22 protein-coding genes and 1 tRNA gene are annotated in these 20,714 nt (G+C 66.2%); 6 read left to right on the top strand and 17 right to left on the bottom strand.

What is annotated here, in order from left to right:
- Nucleotides 1–72 precede the first annotated feature (72 nt).
- Nucleotides 73–489 (bottom strand): GNAT family N-acetyltransferase, encoded by a 417-nt coding sequence (locus C0R07_RS16815; RefSeq protein ID WP_102789523.1) that lies wholly within the window; start codon nucleotides 487–489, stop codon nucleotides 73–75.
- A 105-nt stretch (nucleotides 490–594) separates the two neighbouring features.
- Between C0R07_RS16815 and C0R07_RS16810 the strand changes: the two genes are divergently transcribed.
- Entirely contained in the window at nucleotides 595–1,551 is a 957-nt protein-coding gene (locus tag C0R07_RS16810) for an SOS response-associated peptidase family protein (RefSeq protein ID WP_070471845.1), read from the top strand.
- 7 nt (nucleotides 1,552–1,558) lie between these two features.
- Here C0R07_RS16810 and C0R07_RS16805 read toward each other — a convergent pair whose 3' ends face one another.
- Nucleotides 1,559–1,939 (bottom strand): response regulator, encoded by a 381-nt coding sequence (locus tag C0R07_RS16805; RefSeq protein ID WP_019185019.1) that lies wholly within the window; start codon nucleotides 1,937–1,939, stop codon nucleotides 1,559–1,561.
- Between the two features lie 124 nt (nucleotides 1,940–2,063).
- Between C0R07_RS16805 and C0R07_RS16800 the strand changes: the two genes are divergently transcribed.
- Nucleotides 2,064–2,150, top strand: a tRNA-Leu gene (locus C0R07_RS16800).
- Nucleotides 2,151–2,252: 102 nt separating this feature from the next.
- Here the strand turns inward: C0R07_RS16800 and C0R07_RS19975 are convergent.
- Complete coding sequence (locus tag C0R07_RS19975) at nucleotides 2,253–2,444, bottom strand: hypothetical protein (RefSeq protein ID WP_102789695.1); 192 nt, start codon at nucleotides 2,442–2,444, stop codon at nucleotides 2,253–2,255.
- Nucleotides 2,445–2,687: 243 nt separating this feature from the next.
- Between C0R07_RS19975 and C0R07_RS19970 the strand changes: the two genes are divergently transcribed.
- Nucleotides 2,688–3,353, top strand: coding sequence for an SOS response-associated peptidase (locus C0R07_RS19970; RefSeq protein ID WP_167390402.1), 666 nt, complete (start codon nucleotides 2,688–2,690; stop codon nucleotides 3,351–3,353).
- A gap of 38 nt (nucleotides 3,354–3,391) precedes the next feature.
- Here C0R07_RS19970 and C0R07_RS16790 read toward each other — a convergent pair whose 3' ends face one another.
- From C0R07_RS16790 to C0R07_RS16765, 6 genes are read right to left on the bottom strand one after another with little or no spacing between them, the layout of a single operon-like run.
- Nucleotides 3,392–6,559, bottom strand: a complete 3,168-nt coding sequence (locus C0R07_RS16790; RefSeq protein ID WP_102789521.1) for a hypothetical protein — start codon at nucleotides 6,557–6,559, stop codon at nucleotides 3,392–3,394.
- Nucleotides 6,560–6,568: 9 nt separating this feature from the next.
- Entirely contained in the window at nucleotides 6,569–7,309 is a 741-nt protein-coding gene (locus C0R07_RS16785) for a hypothetical protein (RefSeq protein WP_102789520.1), read from the bottom strand.
- Entirely contained in the window at nucleotides 7,309–8,304 is a 996-nt protein-coding gene (locus tag C0R07_RS16780) for a hypothetical protein (protein ID WP_102789519.1), read from the bottom strand. The genes C0R07_RS16785 and C0R07_RS16780 overlap by 1 nt, the downstream gene beginning before the upstream one ends.
- Nucleotides 8,301–8,777 carry a lysis system i-spanin subunit Rz gene (locus C0R07_RS19790; protein WP_146027634.1) on the bottom strand — a complete coding sequence of 159 codons (477 nt, stop codon included), beginning with the start codon at nucleotides 8,775–8,777 and terminating at the stop codon, nucleotides 8,301–8,303. The genes C0R07_RS16780 and C0R07_RS19790 overlap by 4 nt, the downstream gene beginning before the upstream one ends.
- Nucleotides 8,774–9,094 (bottom strand): hypothetical protein, encoded by a 321-nt coding sequence (locus tag C0R07_RS16770; protein ID WP_167390401.1) that lies wholly within the window; start codon nucleotides 9,092–9,094, stop codon nucleotides 8,774–8,776. Before C0R07_RS16770 ends, C0R07_RS19790 begins: the two co-directional genes overlap by 4 nt.
- The gene (locus tag C0R07_RS16765) at nucleotides 9,094–9,588 is read right to left on the bottom strand and encodes a hypothetical protein (RefSeq protein WP_102789516.1); all 495 of its coding nucleotides are present in this window, start codon (nucleotides 9,586–9,588) and stop codon (nucleotides 9,094–9,096) included. The genes C0R07_RS16770 and C0R07_RS16765 overlap by 1 nt, the downstream gene beginning before the upstream one ends.
- 115 nt (nucleotides 9,589–9,703) lie before the next feature.
- Between C0R07_RS16765 and C0R07_RS16760 the strand changes: the two genes are divergently transcribed.
- From C0R07_RS16760 to C0R07_RS16750, 3 genes are all read left to right on the top strand, one after another.
- A complete protein-coding gene (locus C0R07_RS16760; protein ID WP_102789515.1) occupies nucleotides 9,704–9,913 on the top strand; it encodes a hypothetical protein in 210 nt (69 codons plus the stop codon).
- A gap of 101 nt (nucleotides 9,914–10,014) precedes the next feature.
- Nucleotides 10,015–10,551: an SHOCT domain-containing protein gene (locus tag C0R07_RS16755; protein WP_102789514.1), complete on the top strand. Its 537-nt coding sequence runs from the start codon at nucleotides 10,015–10,017 to the stop codon at nucleotides 10,549–10,551.
- 18 nt (nucleotides 10,552–10,569) lie between these two features.
- Nucleotides 10,570–10,926: a hypothetical protein gene (locus C0R07_RS16750; protein ID WP_146027633.1), complete on the top strand. Its 357-nt coding sequence runs from the start codon at nucleotides 10,570–10,572 to the stop codon at nucleotides 10,924–10,926.
- Here C0R07_RS16750 and C0R07_RS16745 read toward each other — a convergent pair.
- From C0R07_RS16745 to C0R07_RS16710, 8 genes are read right to left on the bottom strand one after another with little or no spacing between them, the layout of a single operon-like run.
- Nucleotides 10,920–13,193 (bottom strand): hypothetical protein, encoded by a 2,274-nt coding sequence (locus tag C0R07_RS16745; RefSeq protein ID WP_102789512.1) that lies wholly within the window; start codon nucleotides 13,191–13,193, stop codon nucleotides 10,920–10,922. The genes C0R07_RS16750 and C0R07_RS16745 overlap by 7 nt on opposite strands.
- Before the next feature lie 2 nt (nucleotides 13,194–13,195).
- Nucleotides 13,196–14,491: a hypothetical protein gene (locus tag C0R07_RS16740; RefSeq protein WP_102789511.1), complete on the bottom strand. Its 1,296-nt coding sequence runs from the start codon at nucleotides 14,489–14,491 to the stop codon at nucleotides 13,196–13,198.
- Between the two features lies 1 nt (nucleotide 14,492).
- A complete protein-coding gene (locus C0R07_RS16735; RefSeq protein ID WP_102789510.1) occupies nucleotides 14,493–15,152 on the bottom strand; it encodes a hypothetical protein in 660 nt (219 codons plus the stop codon).
- A complete protein-coding gene (locus C0R07_RS16730) occupies nucleotides 15,149–15,595 on the bottom strand; it encodes a hypothetical protein (RefSeq protein WP_102789509.1) in 447 nt (148 codons plus the stop codon). Before C0R07_RS16730 ends, C0R07_RS16735 begins: the two co-directional genes overlap by 4 nt.
- A complete protein-coding gene (locus C0R07_RS16725; RefSeq protein WP_102789508.1) occupies nucleotides 15,592–16,206 on the bottom strand; it encodes a hypothetical protein in 615 nt (204 codons plus the stop codon). The genes C0R07_RS16730 and C0R07_RS16725 overlap by 4 nt, the downstream gene beginning before the upstream one ends.
- The gene (locus C0R07_RS16720) at nucleotides 16,206–16,715 is read right to left on the bottom strand and encodes a hypothetical protein (protein WP_146027632.1); all 510 of its coding nucleotides are present in this window, start codon (nucleotides 16,713–16,715) and stop codon (nucleotides 16,206–16,208) included. Before C0R07_RS16720 ends, C0R07_RS16725 begins: the two co-directional genes overlap by 1 nt.
- 37 nt (nucleotides 16,716–16,752) lie before the next feature.
- The gene (locus C0R07_RS16715) at nucleotides 16,753–19,233 is read right to left on the bottom strand and encodes a hypothetical protein (protein ID WP_102789506.1); all 2,481 of its coding nucleotides are present in this window, start codon (nucleotides 19,231–19,233) and stop codon (nucleotides 16,753–16,755) included.
- Nucleotides 19,234–19,236: 3 nt separating this feature from the next.
- Nucleotides 19,237–20,646, bottom strand: coding sequence for a hypothetical protein (locus C0R07_RS16710; protein WP_102789505.1), 1,410 nt, complete (start codon nucleotides 20,644–20,646; stop codon nucleotides 19,237–19,239).
- Nucleotides 20,647–20,714: the final 68 nt, after the last annotated feature.

The raw sequence follows: 20,714 nt of genomic DNA, 5'->3' as shown, positions 1-20,714 counted from the left end.
TCGAATCCCCGTGGGGACGCCAGCTTCAAACAAACAGCCCTGACCTCGGTCGGGGCTGTTTGTTTATGGGGCCTACGCCACCACCTTCGCCATGCCCACCGAGCGCGGCGCGGTCACGGTGAAACCGAACTGCGCATACAGCCGGTGCGCCTGGCCATCGGCGATCAGGCTCACATACGCACCTTGCGCATTCGCGTGCAGCCAGGCATCGAGCTCGGCCATCACCGCCTTGCCCAGGCCCTGCCCCTGGCGGTCCGGGACCACGGCGATATCCACCACCTGCAGGAAGCAGCCGCCGTCGCCGATGAGCCGGCCCATCGCCAGCAACCGGTCATCCTCGCGCAGGCTCACACCGAAGACCGTGTTGGGCAGGCCACGCGCCGCCGCCTCGGCCGTTTTCGGGCTCAGGCCGGCCAGCACCCGCAGCGCGCGGTATTCCTCCACGCTGGGCGCCAGGGGGATGCAATGAACACCAGCAGGCAGCGACATGAGACGGGTCCGGCAATGAATGGACGCTCAGCATGCCCGAACGTATTCGCAGCATGTGCGACCCACCGGCCTATCCTGTCCCCCTGCCCACCCTGTTCCGTCGCCATGTGCTATTCCGCCCAGATCCGCGCCGATTACACCAAGCTGGTCCGTGAGTACGGGGCCATGCTGTCCCTGGACGAGTTCGCCCAGCTGTATGCCCACGACGCCGGCAAGCAACGCCCGAAAACGCCCAAGGCGATGGACGATGGCTTCGCCGGCGCGCGCACCGCGCAGGGCCAGGAGATCGTGGCGCGAATACAGCAATGGCATGCCGAGGAGATGCAGGCGCTGGATGAGGAGGTGCGCCTGCAGAGCGCCCGGCGGAAGGCGGCCGAAGAACACCTGGCCGCACGTCCCACGCAGAAGGCGCGCAATGAACTACGCGTGGCGGGCAACCGGATTGAACGTGCGCAGACGCGCCTGTCCGATCTGCAGCGCGCCGGCCTGGTGCCGCGCGACAGCCGCATTTTCCCCGGCGTCTATGCGCCGGTGATCGTGTCCGAGCAGGGCCAGCGCGTGATCAAGCCGATGCGCTACCAATGCCGGCTGCCGGACAAGCCCGCGCGCAACGACGTGTTGTATCCCGGCACCTACAACGCGCGCCGCGACAGCCTGGAGGCGTACTGGAAATCCGCGTTCGGCCATCGGCATGGCGTGGTGGTGGTGCAGTCGTTCTACGAACACGTGCCGCGTCACGCACTGGAGCAGCGCCCGCTGTCGCCGGGCGAGAAAGCCGAGAACGTCGTGCTCCAATTCAGCCCGCAGCCGCCGCGCGATCTGCTGATCGCCTGCCTGTGGTCGGAATGGGAAGGCCCGGAAGGCCGGCTGTTGTCGTTCGCCGCGATCACCGACGAGCCGCCCACGGAGGTGGCGCGCACCGGCCATGACCGCTGTATCGTGCCGATCCGGCGCGAACATCTCGATGCCTGGTTGAACCCCGACCCGGCAGACCTGGCCGCGCTGTACCGGATCCTGGACGACCGCGAACCGGTATCACTGGCGCACGCCGAAGCGGCGTGACGCCCACTCAGCCGGTAACCGAGTCCCCTGCCCGTGCGCGCCCCAGCGCGGCGTTCAATTCGGCCGTCAGGTAGGGCTTGGTCAGAATGATGCCCGAGCGGAAGGCCTCGGGCAGATGCTCGGTGGCCATGCCGGTGGCCAGCACGAAGGGGATCTGGCGGACCGCCAGGGCCGCAGCCACCGCCTCACTGGTCTCGTTGTTGGCCAGGCGGTAATCCAGCAGCACCACCTGGGGCCGGGTCTCGCCGAGCAGGCGCAGTGCCTCCGGCACCGACGCGGCCAACCCCACCACCACGGCGCCGGACTGTGCCAGCTGCATCTGCAGCAGCGCCGCACTCATTTCGTCGTTCTCGACCACCAGCACCCGAAGATCCTGCAGCGCGCTCATGACGACTCCCTGTATGGTTCAGCGCGATGAGTATAGCGTCCTGTGTAGGTGAAACCCTGACGCCGACTTAAGCATTCAGGTCTGCACAAACCTCCGCATCTTGTATACACTACGCGGCCAGCCAGCCGAAGTGGCGGAATCGGTAGACGCAGCGGACTCAAAATCCGCCGCCCTTAAAAGCGTGTGGGTTCGAGTCCCACCTTCGGCACCAATGGTTTGCGGGGTTTTCGAGCGGTGGTTTTCGCTCCGCAATAAACGAACCGCTCCGCAATTCGAACAGGCCTCGCTCACGCGGGGCCTTTTCTTTTGGCGCTCAGCTGCCCTTCTCCCACCACTTCGACCGCCCCTTCCCCTTGCGCCTGGCCGACTCCTTCAACGAGGCGGCCAGCTTTTCCTCAGGGGTCCGGGTGTCGCGCATCAGCAGGTGGCTGTAGCCCGGCTCCAGCTTGGTGGGGTCCGGGCGGTGTTCGTGTTCGGGGGTGTCTGGCTTGTCTGGGGCGTCCATGCCCTCAGGATACGCCCGGGCGTCTCAGAGGTTGCGACAGTGCCGGCGGGGCGCTGCTCAGGCGCCCCAGCACCCGGGCTGAGCTGCCTGCGGCTCCCGGATCCGGCGAGCACAGATTGCCCGGGCGCGACCATCGGCGGTACAGGGCGACCCCCCAGCCAGCTGTGGGGATCGGCCGCCTCCGGCCGTCGGAGTGCACGCGGTGCGAAGGCCTGGGCCGCCGGCAGGGGGTATGGTTCGGCCATGTGCGGCCGATTCGTCCAGACCCCAATCCGAAACGCTGACACCCTCGGCTTCCCCCAGCTGGTCGGCGATCTGATGTCGATCCCGCAGAGCTACAACCTCGCGCCGACCCAGCGCGCCTCCGTGATCCTCGATCGCGGTACCGGCCTGCAGGTCACCCGGCTCTCGTGGGGTCTGCTCCCCTTCTGGGCCAAGGCCAAGAAGCTGCAGGGCTCGACCATCAATGCGCGCATCGAGACCGTGGCGACCAAGCCAGCGTTCCGCTCGGCGTTCAAAAAGCGCCGCTGCCTGATCCCGATGGCCGGCTACTACGAGTGGTCCGTCAACGCGGAGGACGGGAAGAAGGATCCGTGGTTTATCCACGCGGCCGGGCCGCTGCTGGCCGCCGGCCTGTGGGAAGACACCAGCCCCCTACTCGACCCGGACAACCTTGGCACCTTCACGGTGATCACCGGTGACAGCAGCGGCGTGTCGGCCGATATCCACGACCGCATGCCGGTGTGGCTGACGGCCGGACAGGCCGAAGAGTGGCTGGCGGCCGAGGCCGATGACGCGATGGCGATGCTGCTGGCCAGCGAGCCACCGGCGATGGAGGCCTATCGGGTCAGCCGCGCGGTGAACACGCCGCGGAACAACCGCGAGGATCTGCTGCTGCAGGTCGAATGAGGCAGGGTCGAGCCATAGTCGACCCTGCCTCTTCCCGTTCAATCCAGCAGCGATGCCAGCTGAGCGCCCAGCAGGCGGTGCTCCCGAATGCCGGGGTGCACGTCAAAAGTTGCAGCGCTGTAGTCGTTCGCCGAAAGACCAAGAACTCCCGCCACAGCATCGTCGTACAGCAGCTCCGTTGAGACGTAGGCTGCGCCGCAGGCGTACGCGGCTTCCCTAAGTGCGCGCTGGGTGTACTTCCACGCCGAGTAGGTGTGCGTGCTGTTGAGGTCATTGGCGTTCGGACGGTAGCAGCCCATCACAAGCACGACCGCCCCAACTGCCTGGAAGGCCTGACAGATGGAAATCACGTTTGCACGCGTGGTCGCTTGGCCCATCTCGTTCTGTCCGAATCCAACCATGACAAGGTCCCCCACAGACACGTCGGCGACCGCGGCGGCAAGGCGTACGCTGTCGAGCCCCTGGTAGGTCGCATTGGCCGACGTCGTCCCGGGGATGCTGCGGTTTCGATAGTTGATCGTAGATCCGAATCCGGCCTGCATTGCCCGGATCAGCTCCCAGATCAACCCGAAGCGAGTGTGCACGGCCCCGGCACCGTCCCCAGTGTCGAACAGCGAGACAGTGGCCAGAACGTCCGCGCCATAGGGTGGATCCTGCAGCAGGCCGTTCACGTCTTTGGTCCGGTCGTGGAAGACCGTGTTGGCCGTTGAGCGAACAGCAGCAAGGCTGTAGGCCCCGCCCATCTGCGCGAAGTTGCTGTCGCCGTATGCAACCAGGCTCAGCGGTGCGCCCCGGCGCAGTTTGCCGAGTACGGGCCGCAGGATGGATCGGCTGCGGATCTGTTCGTCGGTCAGCTCCTGGACGGATCGGCGCTTCACCCCTTCTGGCGCGTTATCCCACACCGGGATGATCGCCCGAGCCGCTACATCGATGACGAACAGCGCGATCTGCCCTGCGGCTGGAGTAGGGACAAACTCGCTCGCATCACGAACGCGCTCCGTCCCCGTGATCACCGAGATGGCACCAGTGAGCGGGGTGTAGACCACCATGTCATAGCGGCGGGATTTCCAGCTGTAGCCGACGAGGACATTTCGGAATGCGCCGCTGGTGCCTGGCAGGGAGAAGCAGCCGAGAGCTGGGATCGACCAGAAATCAGTGTCCCGGACAAGCACGGCACTGGTCGCGGCATCCTTGACAACCACGTTCCCGAGGACCGCGTGCGAGACGCGGTCCGTCAGGTAGCTCCAGGTCTTCGCCGCGCCAGCTGCGGGTCGAAGGGTGAGCGCTTCGTCAACAACCGTTCCGGCCGAGAGCGCAGCCAGTGACACGGTCGAATCAACGGTGCGGCGGCCCCCGCTACGGGTCGCTTCCACCGTCACCAGCAGCGAACTGCCCTGCCACCGGGCAGATGCAGATTCGATGGCGTCGCCAAGGCGTACCGGAACCTGCGAGGACAGGTCTGGCACGTCGTACCCAGTAAGGGTGAAGTTGTAGCCCAACCGGAAGGTGACCGAGGTGACGCCGTTGGACCAGGAGGATGTCGGGCCGCTGCGCCAGAACTTCCGATACTGGTCCGTGACCAGCCCGGTCACGCTCTGGTATGTGATGGCTGACAACAGTCGATTGCCTGCACCGTCCTGAGCCTCAACCAGCAGGTAGTACATGGTGTTGGCAGCAACTGCAAAGCGCGGCAGACTGAAATTCACCGGCTGCATGACCGTCGCACCGGGCACCAGGCCGAGATCATCGACGTTGGCTTGTACGCTTCCTACCAAGACATCGCCAGTTGCTCCTGGCGGCTGGCTTTCCCAAGCTGCGCCCCGCGGCCGACTGTACAGCTGCACCAACACGCGGGTGGTTCCTTCGTCCACAATCAACGGGACGGTCACACCGTCTGACTCGATTCCGGCGGCGACATCCAAGCCACCGACCATGCCAATTGCCCAGGTGTAGCGCCCGCTCGCCAAATTGAACTCAGAATCGGCGGGGATCGTCGCCACACTCTGCGGCGATCGAGGCAGTGCCCTGTTGATGGCACTTTCGAAGTCTTCCAGCGATGACGTCCGGTTATCCAGCTTCGCGGAACTGACGTACTGGGCAGTGCCCAGGTTCATAGCAAGCGCCGTGCCAGCCCCGAGGTTGCTCCAGAAGCCAGCATTCGGCGTCGACAGGTAATAGCCCATCCGGCGCTGGCTGTACCCGGTGACGGAGAAATAGCCCATGCCAAGCGCGACCGACGCATCGGTGCTGCTCCGAGCGTCGACGGTTACCAGGTAGGTGTATCCCACTTCGGCTACGGTCACCGGCAAGGGCAGCCACACGTTGGTGGCCAGGCCCTCCAGCAGGTTCAGATCGCTCACAGGCACGTTCTTGCGTGCCAACAGCACATCGCCGGCAAGGCCAGGACCTGCGCGATCTTGGGCGGTGCTGGATAGCAGTCGACGCCATACAGCGACGTTGATGTGGTCGGTGCCTGCGGACGTCTGCAACTGCGCGCGGATCCCGTCAAACGTCGCGCCAGCGGTCACGTCTGTCCCGACATCAAACGCCTGGCTCCACGATGAGTATCCGACTGATGCTGCTACCAATGCAGTGGCCACGCGCGGGTTGATACCGGCATAAAGGCCCGAGCGGACGGCATCGGTCAACGGGTTGACCTGTGCTATCGGCGGCTTCACTTCGCTTGTGAGTGCACCGACGGTATCGGCCCGCAGAAACTGCCACGCTGCGCCAGAGACGGACCAGCGGTAGGTGCCCGCGCCGGTGCCGTTCATGACAAACGCGCCCTGCCCCTCGTACGTACCCGTAATGGCCTGGAGTGCTGCGAGGGTATCGGCGTAGATGGCCTGGGTCTGCTGACCGTTGATCAGGCCTGTGATCTGCTGCTGCAGCCCAGCAGTGGCTTCATTCAGATCAGCCGGCTGCGTTGCGCTTTCCGCCAACGCTCCCTGCGCGCTGGTTGCAAATGCTGAGGTCTCTTGGAAGGCAGCCGTTCCAAGCAAGTCGGTGACCCCGCTGATCTCCCTCAACTTGTAGTCGATGGAACTAGGATCCTCTGATCCGTCGACACCAACCTTTCGTTGGATCGCTTCCACGGCATCGTTGGCGTCTCCGTGCTGCTGCGAGTGCGTGCGGGCCACCGACTGGCTGCTATCCGGCCGCGGGTTGTCGAAGGCGTCGATATCTTCTGGAAAACGAGTCGTCATGGGGATCTCCTATCGGTCGAACTCGTAGCCGACCAGGTTGATGGATACGGAGCCGGTCAGGAGCGCGATGATCCCGCCGAGAATGTTGGTAGCGCTGAGCAACACGGTGAACTGCCGGTTGGCGTCCAGGGTCACGTCCAGCACCGGGCAGCTGCCGGCGATGGCGGCGTATTGGTAGTTGGTCGGCGACGGCGCGGCCACGTCCGACCGCGAGGTGTAGAGCGTGAACGTGGAAGGGTTCATCACCTGCACGATCGCGCGCGTGGCGGTCACCGGCAGCACGGCCGACAGGTCGATGGTCTGCGGCGTGGTGGCGATGAGGCCCGACAGCAGGTTCATCGGCACCGAGCCGGCAGCGCTCGCCGCGTCCAGCATCACGCGGTTGCCCATTTCAGCCGGCCGGGTGTGTCGGCCAGGCCGTAGCACGCCACTGGCATTGGTGCGGCCGGAGATCAGATACCGGCGGGTCGGGTCACCGGTCTTGTAGCGGGCTGTGCCCAGGTACGGCGCTGCTGGTGCCACGGTGCTGGCTTCCAGCGCGCCCACGCCGCCGCCGCCGTCGTAGCCGTACAGGTGGAAGAACGTGTTGGGCTGGCCAGTGGGAATGTCCACCGAGGCCGTGCCGTCGAACAGCATGCGGATCGGCCCCGGCAGATAGCACATGCCCGGCGACACGCTCACCGTACGGCCGTTGAGGCCCACCGAGGCCTGCAGCCCACGGATGATCGAAATGGACGGATCGAGGGCCATCAGTTCGCGATGCTCCGGTCAGAGAAGCGGCGCCACTTCGTGCCGGTGGCCACGGTCGGGTCGTAGAAGCACGGCTCGCGGCCGCCGCTCAGATCGGTGATGCCCACCACCTGGAAGTCCTGCACGCCTGTCAGCGCGTTCGCAGCGGCCAGCGTCATGGCCGGCGGCGCGGTCGGTGCGGCGCCGACATTGGCGGCGGTCAGCACCACGGTGCCGGTCTGGCCGTTCACCGACTGCACCGGCGCGGCCGGGGTCAGCAGCTGCGTCCAGTCGGCCATCGTGCCGCTGGTGCCGCCGTTCTGGATGTAGGTGCGGTTCTGGTCCGTGCGGACAGCAACGTCGCCCTCTTCCACCACCAGCGCCAGCTGCGCGGCCTGGCTGTTCACCACGTAGGTGGAGCTGATCGCCAGCGCAGGCAGGTACTGCGTCGGGATCTTGGGGTTCGGTCCGGGGCCCAGCGGCGCCAGGCCGTTGGCCATGGCCTTCTGCGCGGCGATCCTGGCATCCGCGCGCGCGTCCGCCCGGGCGTCGGTAAAGTAGCGGTTGCTGCTGCCCTCGGCCAGGTCGTCGGTGTTCGCCGAGGCCGTCGCCACCGTTCGCCCGTATTGGTCGATCGTGACTTTGACCAGGGCCTGGCCGTCGCCAAGGTCGACCACCTGTTCCAGCTGGAAGGACGTATCGCCGTCCCGGCCGTTGCCGTTGATCACCTTGATGCCGCCGCCGGCCTGGAACGTGCGCTGCCGCCACTCCCCGTTGCCGATCTGTACGGGGTAGCCGAAGCCGGTCAGCAGGCTGATCGCCAGTAGTGCGTGAGGTACGTTGTCGATCGTGTCCCACGGCGTACGGCCGGCCTGACCGCCGCCGCCGAGATCGGACATCTGCAGGACCTGGCCGTCGGGGCCGAACAGGTTCTTGCCCACAGTCGCGCCGTCCGTGGCGTTCCCGTTGATCTGGACCACACGGCCGAGCGAGTCCTGCAGCTTGACCTTGCTCACGGCCGCGCGACTCCCTGGTACTCGGTAACTACGGCTTGGCAGGCGCGAACATGGTCGTCGGCGTCGCGGCCGATTTGAACAAGAGCTGCCGCGACCTCTGCTCGTAGTTGGGCGTGCGCATCACGTTCGATGGAGCCGGCGACGGCTTCGGACAGGCGGCTGGTCTCGCAGGTTGCGAGGTCGTCGCGCAGCTGGAGAGAGCCATCGCGCACACCAGCAACAACAGCAGCAGGGACGGCCTGGGCCGCGGTGCGGTCTTCTTCATGCTTCGCTCCGATAGCGGCCATCACCTCGGCCTGAGTGTGTTCGGTGGCGCGGGTCTGGTTGACCTGCTCCACCTGGGCGGCGCTGGCGCCCGCCCGCTGCCGGGCTTCCACGCCCTCCGCGCGATCGCCGCGCCATGCCCAGCCAGCACCGAACATGCCAGCCGACCAGGCCACGAGGGCCAGCACAGCCATCAGGGTGCGATTCATCCAGCCACCTCCGGAGGAATGACGGCGCCCAGCCCGCGGAGCGATGCCTCCAGCGATAGGACGCGCAGTCGCAATCGGTGCGCCTCTTCCTGAGCAGCCATGCGCAGCTTCATCTCGTCGGCCAGCTGCTGGCCCAGCTTGATCTGGCTCGCCTCCAGGCCTTCCACGCGAGCAGTCAGGCCTGCGATCAGCGCGACACTTCCGTCGGATTCCGCCTTGTCCTGCTTGCGGCTCAAGACGGCGCCGATGAACTCACGCGCGATCCACAGGGCGGCGGCGCCACCGGCGAGCCACCAAGGCGCGGTCGTCTCTTCCATCACGACACCGCCGAAACGGCTGCGCGGTAGTTGGCCGCCCAGCGGTCGCGGTGTGGCTTTCCCGGGCGCCAGGCGTCGATGTACTGCGACCAGGCGCCATCTTCATCTCCGATCGCCGGCAACCCCTTCGGCAAGGTCCAAAGCAGCAGCCGGGCGATGCCGGCGGCCAGAATGTCGTCGTGCTCGAGCGCGGCATACAGCGCGGCCGGCGTGGGCATCACCCCATGGGCCAGGGACAGCCGCGTGGCGTCTTTAGCGCTGGCGCTGTGCCGCAGCACGCCTTTCACGCCACCGCCCTGCTCAAACTGCCACAGGCCCCGAGCTGGGCCGGGCTGCTGGCGGCGGTACTTCAGTCCCGATTCCTGCCCGGCGATTGCCAGGAGCAGCACGCGTGCGCGCGGAGAGTCGTACTTGGCCCCCAGCTCGGCTAGAGCGGGGATGATCACAGACCGCAGGGTCTGGGACGGGGTCAGGGGCAAAGGAAGTTGGGACATGGCACACCTCGGCTGGATGCCGATACGTTGCCTTCCGGGGGGCGGCGATCAATGGGCCTCGGGCGGCCGCGGAGCGCTTCCGGCTAGAATTCGGGCTCCAACCAAGGAGACAGGGATGACCGAAAATCAGGACGTGAGTGTTGACCAGGTACTGGTCCGCGACATCTATGTGGCCGCAGTAGCTCACGCCATTGCGACCAAGGCCTACGACATTGACTACGCCAGGATGCTCAAAGCTGCGACCGATGCAGCTGCCACTGTGGCCAGGGCCGATGCCGCGAGGCAGGCAGCGGGCATGGATTCCTGGCTGAAAAGCCTGGAGTGATGGGAGCAAGGCCCGGGCAACCGGGCCTTTCCCTCCCAAGGCGGCCGCCGGCTGGCCGGTGGTAGGATGCGGCGACCGCCAGAGGGACCTGAGGAACCATCATGAGACTTGCCATAGGCTTGCTGATCGCCCTTTCCCCCGCGCTTGCTGGCGCTCAACAGACCGGCTGGGAGGCCGTTGGGCAGACTCTCGGCAGCCGGGAGGGGGCTGCCATGCAGATAGTGCAGACGAGTAAGCCGGCGCAGGTGATAGCGGGTGAAGTGAGCGCCTGCCTGAAGTCTTCGGTACTCCGGCTTGCCTCACCGAATGAAAGCGTTGCGGCCATCGCTGCCGCGGCCAAGAACGCCTGCGCACACAAGCGCTCCGAGTTTTATAGCGCGGTCTACAGCGAGAATCGGGCTGAAATTGGAAACATTGGCGCTATCCGAGTCGCCAACAACGTCCTTGCCCGCTACGACGCTGCCATCGATGCTGGATTGCCAGAAGACGTGATCCTGGCCAAGCAGCGGGCATCATCGACGAGCTCTGACAGCAGCAGGTTTTCTGATATTCGTGAGCTGAAAATGTTGCTGGACAGTGGCGCCCTCTCGCAGGAAGAGTTCGACTCCGAGAAGCGAAAGATCCTTGAAAGCAAGTAAATCCAAGCGTAGACCATGATGAACGACGACCGACGTTTGAATGCTCCACCGACTGTTCCGCCGCAGATGACGGTGGGACGATACGTGCGTACTGAGTTCTCGCGACTTGGCCGGTACATAGTGGGCGGCATGGTGCTCATGGCCCCAGCTCTGGTTGGCGTGCGCATCAATCAGTACGGCTTCAGCTGGAAGCTCTTGATTGGCAGCATTGCTGGGCTGGCAATCGCCTGCGCGCTAGCGTGCATTGCACTTCTGATCACCCTTCCGATCGCCGGCTGGTGGAAGCTTCACATGAAGCTGTCGCCGTACGTCCCTGTGACCATCCTTTTCGTCGTAGCCGTCCTTGGCTACGTCCTGGTCTTCAACCTCTACTGACCCGGCGCCGACTCGCGCCGGCCACCAACGATCTCGACCTCCAGCGGTTCATCACTACCCGCCGTCGCGGTCGCGGTCAGGTAGGCCGCCAAGTCATTTGCGCGGCGCGACCCGGGTGGCAGGCGCGCCAGCTCGATCACTGCCCTGCGACCGTCCGAATCCAGCATCATGCGCGCCACCCGGTTGAAGCCTGCTGCAGTGCCGGCCGTGGTCGCCAGTCCTTGGACACTGAAGTTCCTGAGCGCCTGCGCGACTTCCTGGTAGGGTCCGGTGCCGCTGAAGTTTGCACCGAACTTGTCGCCCATCCGGCGCGCAGCCTGCATGGCGTCCATGATCTCCGCCATTTCGCCCTCACCGAAGATCTGCTGCAGCCGAGCCACTTTATCGGGCTTGTCGCCCCCCAGCGCTCGCACAAACCCCGTGGCGTTGAAGGGAAGAGTCCTCGCGCCGGCTGATGCTGGCGCCGACTGAGCCTCTCCCAGGGCGTCTTCCACGATCATGCGCTTGTACTGCTGCCAGGTCTCTGGAGAGTTGCGCTCCATGAAGTCACGGACCATGCCTAGCTCCGATGGCTTCATGCTCCCGATGCGGGCAATGACCGTTTCAGGCGGAAGCGTGTTGACCGTCATGAAGTCGTCCACGTTGATCTCGTCGCCCAGCAAGCGGCGAAGCGGACTCATCTGCACCGCCTTGAGAAGGTCGCTGTGCCGGCGGTAGTCATCATTCGCTTGTCGCAACATCTCGCTCGGCCGAGTCGCCGTTGTCCCGGCGGGCACCGGGAGGTTTGCGCCAAATCCAGCAAGGTCGTCAAGCCTTGCTCCAGCAGCATCGAGATCATTGCTCATCGCTTCGTACATACGCCCGGCGATCCGCCGGTTCACATCACGATTGACGTTGCTGAAGATGTCTTCCCCGCCGCGGGCCGCGCGCCCGTATGAGCCACGTGCGCGCCGAGCAGCGTCCAGGGTGAATCCATCGCGCTCACTGATTTCATCCAGAAGGCGTTGCGCCTGCGTGCGGATTCGGCGAGCATCGGCCCCCACCACGTCGGTGTACTCGTTCACGATGTCTCGGAGCGTGTTCCGCGTGTTCGCGTAATCCACAATCGGCGCGTCACCCACCATCCGGCGAATCTGGCCGAACTGCTCAGCCGCAACGCGCTCCCGGCTCTCGGAAATCCCCTCTACCGCTTCGCGCACCGTCCGCTGCATGCGATCGCCGATAGCCTGCGGCGAAACCCCGTCAGGACTGATCCGATCCATGATCCGATTGACGTTGCCGATGGCCTGATTGGCGATCCGCTCATCCGCCTGGAACGCAGTGTCGGCACTGAAGATGCTCTGCCGTGCCATATTCTCAGCGCCGGTCTGCGCGCGGCTGCCACTCACCATGCCAGGCGTCAGGTCGATGCCAGTCCGCCGGGCCAACGCCTCACCCTCCGCTGCAAACGGCTCTTGATTCGACCGATTCTGGAAGAAATTGATACCGCGGGCGGTGACGTTGGCAGGAAGCACATTTTCAGCCGCCGCCATTACGCCTCGACCCGCACCAGCCAACCCGCCGCCAAACGCTCCGCCCACGGCCGTATTGGTTAGCCGCTCTCCATCTTTCGCAACGGGCTGGATTGCGCCCTGCGCAGCGCCGCCGATAGCGGCCTGCGAGACCGCTCGGCCCAATGTCGCCCCCCTTGCCGCCACGCCGACTGGCAGTAGAGGCGCGGTGTTCACCACGTCGCCAGCGAAACCACCGATGACGCCACCCCACGAGCCGGTCAGCGCCTGGCTGTCCTTGCGCTCTTGATTCGTCTCCTGCTGCAGGTCGGTGGACAGCCCGCGGAAGTAGTCCGCAACGCTTCGGCGGCCATCAGCCAACGTCTGGCCGCCGACATCACCCCAGAGATCGGCACCCAGGCCCGTGCTGCCGGCGAGTGCATCGACCAGCGCCTGCTTCCCGCCCTGGTAAAGATTGGGCAGCGAGCGGCCGTAGCCCGAGACCAGGTTTTCAAGGAAGCCGGTGTCGGCAATCTCCTGCTCTCGCTGCTTCGCCACTGCAAGGCGCTCTGCCTCCCACCCCGCTTCAGTGAGGCGGCCATCAGGATGAGTCATCCCCGCTACTGAAGGCTCCGTAGCCGGCACCTGGTCCCCATCGAACTGGTCGAAGAAGTTCCCCTGCGGCTGAGGCGCGGCTGCTGGAGCAGGCATCGCCGGGATCTGCATTGGAAGGCGTTCTGCGTCAGCAGAATCGAACTGGTCGAAGAAGTTGTCCACGGTCAGCGCCCCAGATAGTTGGCCGCGCTGCCGGGGCCGTACTTGGCCTCAAACTGCTCGGCGAGGCCGGGATTGGACCGCAACGCCTGAATCGCGCCAGGCGGCGGCGCAGACACGCTCGGGCCGGGCTGAATCCGGCTGTTGGAGGGTACGCCCGCACCCGGGCCGCCAAACGCTTCTGCTGGGGTCGGCTGATAGCCGGTCGATTGCAGGAAGTTGCGGGTCTTGTTGGCCTGCACCCGCACCGGATCAAGGTACGTGGGCATTTGCAACGTCGAAGTCTCGCGATCCGCGTTGCTGATCGGGCCGCTCGGGTTCTCGTAGGCGGCAAGGCCAGCACCCGCGCCTTGGGAATAGGACAGGACGTCGGAGTTCAGCACGTCGCCGAGAGTCTGGCCGCCCGGGAGATTGCGCGCGAATCGAGCGATACCGCCCTGGAAGCCGCGGCCCCCCTTCCTCTCCATCAGCGCGGCGATTTCATCTGCGCTCAGCTTGCGCAGCTCGGTTTCGGGCGTTCCCGTCAGCGCAGCTGCATATGACAGCAGGTTCCGCTGCACGCTTTGCGCACCGGTCTTCTGCCGCGGGTTGAGGTCGCTCAGCATGCCGCCGTCAGCCCCAACGAGACCCTTGTCGGCCGGGCCACCAGGAATTGCCTCCAGACCACCATCTGGCCGCCAGCGGTAGCCGCTGGGCGCCTTCATCCCAGCTCGACCGCCACCGCCGCCCATGGTGTCTGCGCGGTCTAGAGACATAGCCTGGCGGGTCCGCGCTGCAGAGGCATTCGAACTGTTGGCGCTGGCGTAGCTCGCGGCTGCAGACGCGTTGCGCTGGCCGATAGTCGATTGGCCGACGGGTGTGGTGTAAACCTGCTGGCTGGATTCGGCGTACGGGTTGTATGCGGTGCCATCCAGAATCTTGGTCAACTCCAGCGGGCCCTTGGCGAGCCCCATGCTGTACGCGCCGGCATCGGCCATATTCCCTGCAAGGCCGCTCTCCACGATCCGGTCGCGGTAGCCCTGCTCCTGTACGCCACCCGTGTAGCCAGTGATCTTGGCCAAGTCAAAGCCCCCGCGCAACGCGGTGGCGATCACCCCTGCCTGCTCAGGAGCCACACCTGCACCAGCCAGGCTCTCCTGCAGCTGCTCGCGGGCCATGGCCTCGTCGCGCTTGATCTGCGCGCCAGCCAGCAGCGATGCGAGCTGCGCCGCGCGCCCCTGCCCCTGCTGGTAGGCCCGGTCGTTTCGATCCCCGCCGCCGGCGAAAGCCTCGCCAAGTGCGGCCCATCCGTTCGTCGCCATGTCAGCGCCCCCAACCTTGTGGATTCTTGTACCAGGTGCCCGCCTCGCTGCCGAAGCCGCCGAGCGAACCCGAACTGTTGCCGGAACCGGCAGCGCCACCGCTCGATGACATGCCGCGTGCGACGCCTTGTGCCGCCTGGGCTGCAGCGGAGAGCCAGGGGTTCGCACGGATCGACTGCAGTTGCAGCTGGGCCAGGTAGTCGTCGCTGCTCGCCCGGCGGCCGATCAGCCCGAGCTGCGAGGCAAGGTTCCCGCTCTGCAGCGCCTCACGGCGGCGCATCTGCTGGGGTGCGTCGATGCGCGCCATCAGGTTGGCTGCCGTGCTGCCGTAGTCGCTGATTCCGAGCGCGGCGTCGTTGGCCGCAGTGCGATAAGAGTCGCTGACCGCACCGGACTGGCGCAGCCCGTTGGTGGCCGCCATCTGTGCGGCCTGGGCCTGATCCAAGAAGCTACGCTCGACTCCAGCGCGCTCCTTGCTGCCGTCGTTCGTTGCTCGCTGGGTCAGCAACTCATTGACCGCAGCATCGGCCCGGTCCTGGTTGGCGGCCTGCGTGCGGATTTGCTGCGCCAGGCGGTCGTCACGCTTGCTGTCCGCCTTGTGCTGCGTGTACTGCTGCGTCGCCGCGCCAACGATGGCGATCGCGGTGGCTACCCACGTCATGGCTGTGCCTCCAGTTCCAGCGGCTCATCGTCGGGCATGATCACCAGCGCCTCGATCCGCTCCAGATCGGTTTCGTCCGTGAGGTGGACGGTTACCAGCTCGCTCGGCGCGTGCGCGTAGATCGCGCGCTTCATGCCTGCCGGCGAGTCGATGATGTGCATGCCCTGCAGCTCCACCATGCCCTGCGCGGTGCGGATGGTGACGTGACCGGAGACGATGAGCGCGTGCCGGAAGCGGTGCCGCTTACCCACCACGAGCGTGCCGGCCGCCATGATCATCTTCCGCAGGTACTGCCCTGGCAGGAACACGTGCTGTACGGGCAGTTCTTCCTGCGGCAGCTGCGCGCATAGGTGCTGCAGGCGCAGGATATCCGCCAGGGACGGCTGACTGACCGGTGCCGTCATGGCGCCAAGCACGTCGGGAAGCTCAGCGATCGCGCTCATCGAGCACCGCCGTAGCCGAACCCGGGCTGATACAGGGTGTTGTAGACGTCGCGGAAGCCGCGGCGGTCCGCTGCAGACTCGCGGCTGCGCGTGTAGACGTCGGCCAAGCCGCCGAAGATGTCGCCCAGGGCGTCGGTGCGAATCCGCCCCTGTGCGGACTGCAGGTTGTTTTGCAGCGCGCTCGCGGACTGGCTCGCGCCGCTGGTCAGGCTCATGCCGCCGGCAACCTGCGAAATCAGGTTCTGGCGGGACGTTTCGTCCGCCGCCTGCAGGTCGGCCAGCGCGCCCTGCGCCAGACGTTCAGAGCTGAGCACGCCGCGTTGGTAGTCCTCGCCGAGGCGTCGGTTTGCGTCCACCGTGGCGGAGCCGCCGGTCTGCCCGCTGCGTGCCATGGCGAATTTCAGGCTCCGATCGGCCTGGCTCTTCTGGCGCCCGAGCTCGTCACCGTAGAACTGGCGCGTGGCGCCGAGGAAGTCATCCAGCCCGGCCTGCCGCGTTGGCGAGCTGTACATGTCGTTGATCTGGCCGACTGCGCGGTTGATGTTGGTGGTGCGCCACCCTTCGGTCTGTGCGGCCGCATTGGCCGCCTTGCTCCCGCTACTGCTGCCCATCAGGCACCTCGGACTCGTGAAAAGTGGGCGATGTCCTCGCCGTTGGCGCCGTGTTGCCGCCAGACCCCGTCCTGCTCCAGGCCCAGCGAGCGGACGAACCATTCGATTGCCTTGCTGCGGCTGGCCAGCGCGTTGACTTGGATCCGGCGCGCGCCGTTGGCGAACAGCTGGTCGATCAGCCAGCGGCTGGCCTTCGTCATGGCGCGCCACTGCTCCTGCCAGCCTTCATCGGTACCGACCATCCACGATTGCCAGATTCCTTGGCCGACGTACTCGAAGCCGCCGGCCGCGGCGGGTGTGCCGTCGGCGCGAAGCACCGTGACGGCGTAGGGCGCGGAGGTGGCCCACATGTTCACCAGCGCGTGCGCGGCGGTGTCCGGGTTGTAGTTGCTGCCACCCAAGACGGCGAGGAACTGCTGCTGCTCTTCCTCGCGGAGACAGTCGGCCAGCACCACCAGGTGCAGTGGCCGACAGGGAACGATATTGCGGGGAAGACGGGGAGAAATCATGCCGAAATGCTGACTTCCCCCACCCCCTGATCAATGGTCACGTCATGGGCCGGAAGTCTTGCAGGTAAAGGCCAAACGCATTCCACTGCCACGCCTCGGTGCCGTCGTAGACCAGACGCACAGCGAACGATGGGCCGGCCAGCGGCATCGGAATCGGCCCACCGGTCAGCGTGTCCGGATTGACCTCATAAGGGGCCGTGAACGCGCCGCCGTTGGTCTGATCGAACCCCACCTGCACCTTCACCTTGCCCTGCCCGACCACCTCGAAGCCGTAGAGCATCTTCGTGACGCCCGGCTGCCCGAAGTCCAGCCACGGCCACTGGATGATGCCCTCGAACGGCGTGGTCACACCTTGGCTCACCTCGTCCCCGATCGCGCCATCCTCCATCCGGTAGATGCGGTCTGCCGAGCGCAGGTGCAGCGAGTCGCCCTGAATCGCCCAGGCCGAGACCTCGAACGGGAACAGGTAGCGCGACCACGCGCCCACCTGGCCGATCTGGGTCATGGTGTAGACGAAGACCTCCGTCTTACCGCCCTTGGCGAACATCAGCCAGTACTGGCCAGCGGCCGGGTAATACAGCGCCCGCGGCACCACCGATGGATCGGCCAGCCATGCCTGCACGAGCACATCCACCGGCATACCCACGTCGCCGGCCTGGAAGTTGGTGCTGCTCGCGGCGATGCCGACCGTGCGCACGCCCTGGCTGCTCAGGAACAGCAGGTCATTGCTGACCGCGGCGATAGCGCGGTGCTGCGTGCTGCCCATCGGCAGCGCATCCAGCAGCGCCATGCTGGCCGGGTCCTCGTCGACCTGCCAGAGCTGGAAGGCCTCGGCGTTGAAAGGGATCAGGTTGCCGCGGTAGAGACCCATGGCCGCGACCGGGTTTGCCCCGTAGTTCTGCAGGCCTGTCGGCAGGAAGCCGGCGTCATCTGCCGACGACCAGTCCTTCGGCGCGACCGTGGCGCTGTAGCGCACGGTGTCCCCGTCCGCGGCGAACACCTTGGATGCGGCGATCACGACCACCTTGCTGTTCGGGCAGTTCGGGTCCTCGATGCGGCGGCTCACTGCCTGCCACGTCACGGTGCCGTCGGTCACTGTGCCGCCCACGCTGGTGGGCCATGCCGGCTCACTGCCGGCGCTGACGTACAGCGGCGCGGCCTGCCAGGTCACACGGGTGATCGCCACCGCCTCCCAGGTTACGCCGCCATCGACCACGCGCTTGCCCAGCAGGTTCGGCCAGGCCGGCTCAGCACCAGCGGTGTGCGCGGAGGTCGCCTGCACTGCCTGATAGACCAGGCCCGCCGGCAGCCCGTTGACCGCACCGGAGACGGTCAGGTTGTCGCCGAAGGTCAGGTGGGTGTGGTCGGCCACGGACCAGAGCGCGACCACTGCACGCGCGTAGGCGGCCCCTGCGGGCTTGGAGGAAACGACCGTGGACGTTGCCAGGCCGCTGGTGATCATGTTGCCCTGGGTGTAGGACACCATGACGTCTTCTTTGCTGTACCAGCGGATCTCACACCAGCCGCGCGTCGCACCAGCCACCGCTGCGCCCTGCTCGATCTGGCAGCTTGCGGTGAGGTTGCCACCGTCCGGCACCACGAAGATCGCCTTGTTGATTGCTGCGCCGTCGCTGATGCTGCCCGGGAGCTGCAGGCGCCCTGCAGTGATCTCCGCCCCGCCCTCAATGTCCCAGCCGGTACTGCCCCCGCTGAAATTGCCATTGATGGGGGCGGTGGCGGTCGGTGCTGGCAGATTCACCGGCCGGATCAGGTCACCCGGAGCCGTCAGGCGCCCACCGGACCAGACCGGTACCGAACCACCCGCAGTGCCGCTGCCGGCGCTGGCGTAGGGGTTCTCGATCGCCACGTCCTCGTTGACGGTCGCGCCTGCATCGGTAGGCCAGTTGGGCTCAGTGTTCCCCGATCGGGCGCCGTTACTGCTCACGCTGGTCACCGTGTAGCGATAGCCATTCGCCGTGGTCGGCACGACGATGTCGCCGGCCGTGCGAGTTGCGTAGGCTTCCCAAGGCCCATGCCCTGAGCCAGTGTCCAGCAGGCGATAGGCCAGGCCGTTGGCGACGGTGGGGCTGACCAGCGCCCCAGGCAGGTAGGTCGTGCCGGCCGCCCAAGGCTTCCCCTCTTCGAGCCAGTAGTGGTACGTCGAGCCGTCGGAGAACTCGGCCACCACGTACAGGTAGCCCAGGAACGGCAGCGAGAAGTGGATTTCCCGCAGTGTCGCCGCCCCGTTGCTGGGGTGCTTCAGCACCACCACCGAGTAGCCCGGGCCCGGCGGCATCACCGCGTCGGCGAAGACCACGAAGGCGCCACGGAACGACGTCAGGCCCACCGTGCCCGGTGGCAGTGTCAGCGGCAGGCGCGCGCCCGGGCGCATGCGGATGGTGCGCGCCGCGGTGACGTAGCCGTTGACCAGGTCGAACAGCGCATCTTCGGACGCGCCGCCCTTGTCGCGCAGCCGGGTGATGCCGGCCTTTACAGCGGAAAGGTACTGAGCTCGCATCGATCAGGTCTCCGGCCAGCCGCCGACGGGGATCGGGCGGCGCGCGGGCGGCACCTGCTGCGTGCCCGGGATGTAGCGGCGGGTGCCGTGCGCACCGGCGATCAGCTGCCGCACGTAGGACTGCGCCTGCTGCATGTAGTTGCCGGCATCCGGCTGGCGGTAGTGGGCCTTCGCGTTGGCAAGGGCGTGCAGGAACACCGCCCGGCTGCTCAGGGTCAGCATGTCGTCGTCGGCATTGAGCCATTTCAGGCCCAGATGGCCGCGCAGCTTGATGACGTAGGCGCGGTCCGGCACCGGAAAAATCTCGATCGCCGCGGTCACCTGGTAATAGGCCGGCTTGCGCAGCGAGTCGCTGGTGTAGAGCATCGGGTCGATGCCGGCGATCAGCGGGGACCACTGGTCATCGTCCAGGATCCCGGCCCAGGTGATGCGCCGGAAGTCGAGGTACTGGTCCAGGTCGAGCGGCACATCATAGAGGTTGGCGCCGGGCACGCAGCTGATCGTCCACCACCGCTCCGTGCGCAGATCGCTGTACTGCTGGTACAGCTGGTCCTGAGCGTCGCGGATGATGCTGTTCACCATCGCGTCCAGGTCGAACGGTCGCCGCTGAGCCATCTCCTGCAGGCGGCCGTAATAGGCCTCGGCGTCCTTCTGCCCGTACTTCGCCTTTGCGTCGGCGATCGCCTGCAGCTCCACGGCCACGCCATCGATCAGGGTCTTGTCTTCCGGCCCCACCAGCGGCGCGCTGCCATCCTCGTACCGGTCCATCGCATAGCGCTGCAGCAGCGAGTCCTGGGCGGTGTTGATGACCTGGTCAATGTCAGCCGACTTGGCGACGCTGCTGATGTAGCCGGCCAGCTGATCGTAGTAGGACTTCGCGTCCGTCTGCCCGTGGTGGGCTTTGGCATTGGCCAGCGCCAGCAGGAAGACCGCCCAGGGGTCGAGGGTGGTCAGGTCGTCGTCCTCGCCGAAGGGCTTCAGCGCGGTACCCACGCCGAGGCGGTACTGGTGCTGCAGGGCCTCCTGCGCCTCGGTGAGGAAGTTGGTCAGCAGTTCCTTCATGCCGGGCGGCCAGGCGCCGGCAGCCACCTGCGCTGAGAAGCCCAGCCGGCGCAGCAGGTCAGATCGGAGGGCTTGCATCGTGCGCGGCACCGGCTCGCCCACGTAGTTGAACCCGAGGGAGGTGGCCACCGCGGCGCGCAGCTGGCCAAAGGTCCGCTGCACCTTCACTGGAGCCACGACGAACCCCAGCCGCAGGATCACCTCTTCCCGGCACTTCTTCAGCGACCACTCCACGCCGATGGAACCCATGTCCACCTGGCCGGTGTCGTACTTGATCGGCGCGTCGTAGCCCAGCGGGCTGTCGTAGACGTTGCCGCCGTTCACCATGATCGGTGCGTTATTGCCGCCCATACCTACCTCCAGAAAGAAAAACGGCCGACCGAGTTGCCCCGGCCGGCCGCCAGCCCGCCGCCAGCGGA

Origin of the sequence: Stenotrophomonas bentonitica, from assembly GCF_002887735.1 — a bacterium.
Taxonomy (GTDB): Bacteria; Pseudomonadota; Gammaproteobacteria; order Xanthomonadales; family Xanthomonadaceae; genus Stenotrophomonas; species Stenotrophomonas bentonitica_A.
Note: the sequence above shows the minus strand (reverse complement) of the source record. Positions and strands in the feature narration are given on the sequence as shown.

Bases quoted from the DNA above. Each gene is read 5' to 3' on its own strand.
- C0R07_RS16710 (WP_102789505.1), bottom strand. From the start codon at position 20,646: ATGGGCGGCAATAACGCACCGATCATGGTGAACGGCGGCAACGTCTAC.
- C0R07_RS16760 (WP_102789515.1), top strand. From the start codon at position 9,704: ATGACCGAAAATCAGGACGTGAGTGTTGACCAGGTACTGGTCCGCGAC.
- C0R07_RS16815 (WP_102789523.1), bottom strand. From the start codon at position 489: ATGTCGCTGCCTGCTGGTGTTCATTGCATCCCCCTGGCGCCCAGCGTG.
- C0R07_RS16810 (WP_070471845.1), top strand. From the start codon at position 595: ATGTGCTATTCCGCCCAGATCCGCGCCGATTACACCAAGCTGGTCCGT.
- C0R07_RS16740 (WP_102789511.1), bottom strand. From the start codon at position 14,491: ATGGCGACGAACGGATGGGCCGCACTTGGCGAGGCTTTCGCCGGCGGC.
- C0R07_RS16735 (WP_102789510.1), bottom strand. From the start codon at position 15,152: ATGACGTGGGTAGCCACCGCGATCGCCATCGTTGGCGCGGCGACGCAG.
- C0R07_RS19975 (WP_102789695.1), bottom strand. From the start codon at position 2,444: ATGGACGCCCCAGACAAGCCAGACACCCCCGAACACGAACACCGCCCG.
- C0R07_RS16765 (WP_102789516.1), bottom strand. From the start codon at position 9,588: ATGTCCCAACTTCCTTTGCCCCTGACCCCGTCCCAGACCCTGCGGTCT.
- C0R07_RS16805 (WP_019185019.1), bottom strand. From the start codon at position 1,939: ATGAGCGCGCTGCAGGATCTTCGGGTGCTGGTGGTCGAGAACGACGAA.
- C0R07_RS16720 (WP_146027632.1), bottom strand. From the start codon at position 16,715: ATGATTTCTCCCCGTCTTCCCCGCAATATCGTTCCCTGTCGGCCACTG.
- C0R07_RS19790 (WP_146027634.1), bottom strand. From the start codon at position 8,777: ATGAATCGCACCCTGATGGCTGTGCTGGCCCTCGTGGCCTGGTCGGCT.
- C0R07_RS16770 (WP_167390401.1), bottom strand. From the start codon at position 9,094: ATGGAAGAGACGACCGCGCCTTGGTGGCTCGCCGGTGGCGCCGCCGCC.
- C0R07_RS16750 (WP_146027633.1), top strand. From the start codon at position 10,570: ATGAACGACGACCGACGTTTGAATGCTCCACCGACTGTTCCGCCGCAG.
- C0R07_RS16715 (WP_102789506.1), bottom strand. From the start codon at position 19,233: ATGCGAGCTCAGTACCTTTCCGCTGTAAAGGCCGGCATCACCCGGCTG.
- C0R07_RS16725 (WP_102789508.1), bottom strand. From the start codon at position 16,206: ATGGGCAGCAGTAGCGGGAGCAAGGCGGCCAATGCGGCCGCACAGACC.
- C0R07_RS16730 (WP_102789509.1), bottom strand. From the start codon at position 15,595: ATGAGCGCGATCGCTGAGCTTCCCGACGTGCTTGGCGCCATGACGGCA.
- C0R07_RS16785 (WP_102789520.1), bottom strand. From the start codon at position 7,309: ATGGCCCTCGATCCGTCCATTTCGATCATCCGTGGGCTGCAGGCCTCG.
- C0R07_RS16755 (WP_102789514.1), top strand. From the start codon at position 10,015: ATGAGACTTGCCATAGGCTTGCTGATCGCCCTTTCCCCCGCGCTTGCT.
- C0R07_RS19970 (WP_167390402.1), top strand. From the start codon at position 2,688: ATGTGCGGCCGATTCGTCCAGACCCCAATCCGAAACGCTGACACCCTC.
- C0R07_RS16790 (WP_102789521.1), bottom strand. From the start codon at position 6,559: ATGACGACTCGTTTTCCAGAAGATATCGACGCCTTCGACAACCCGCGG.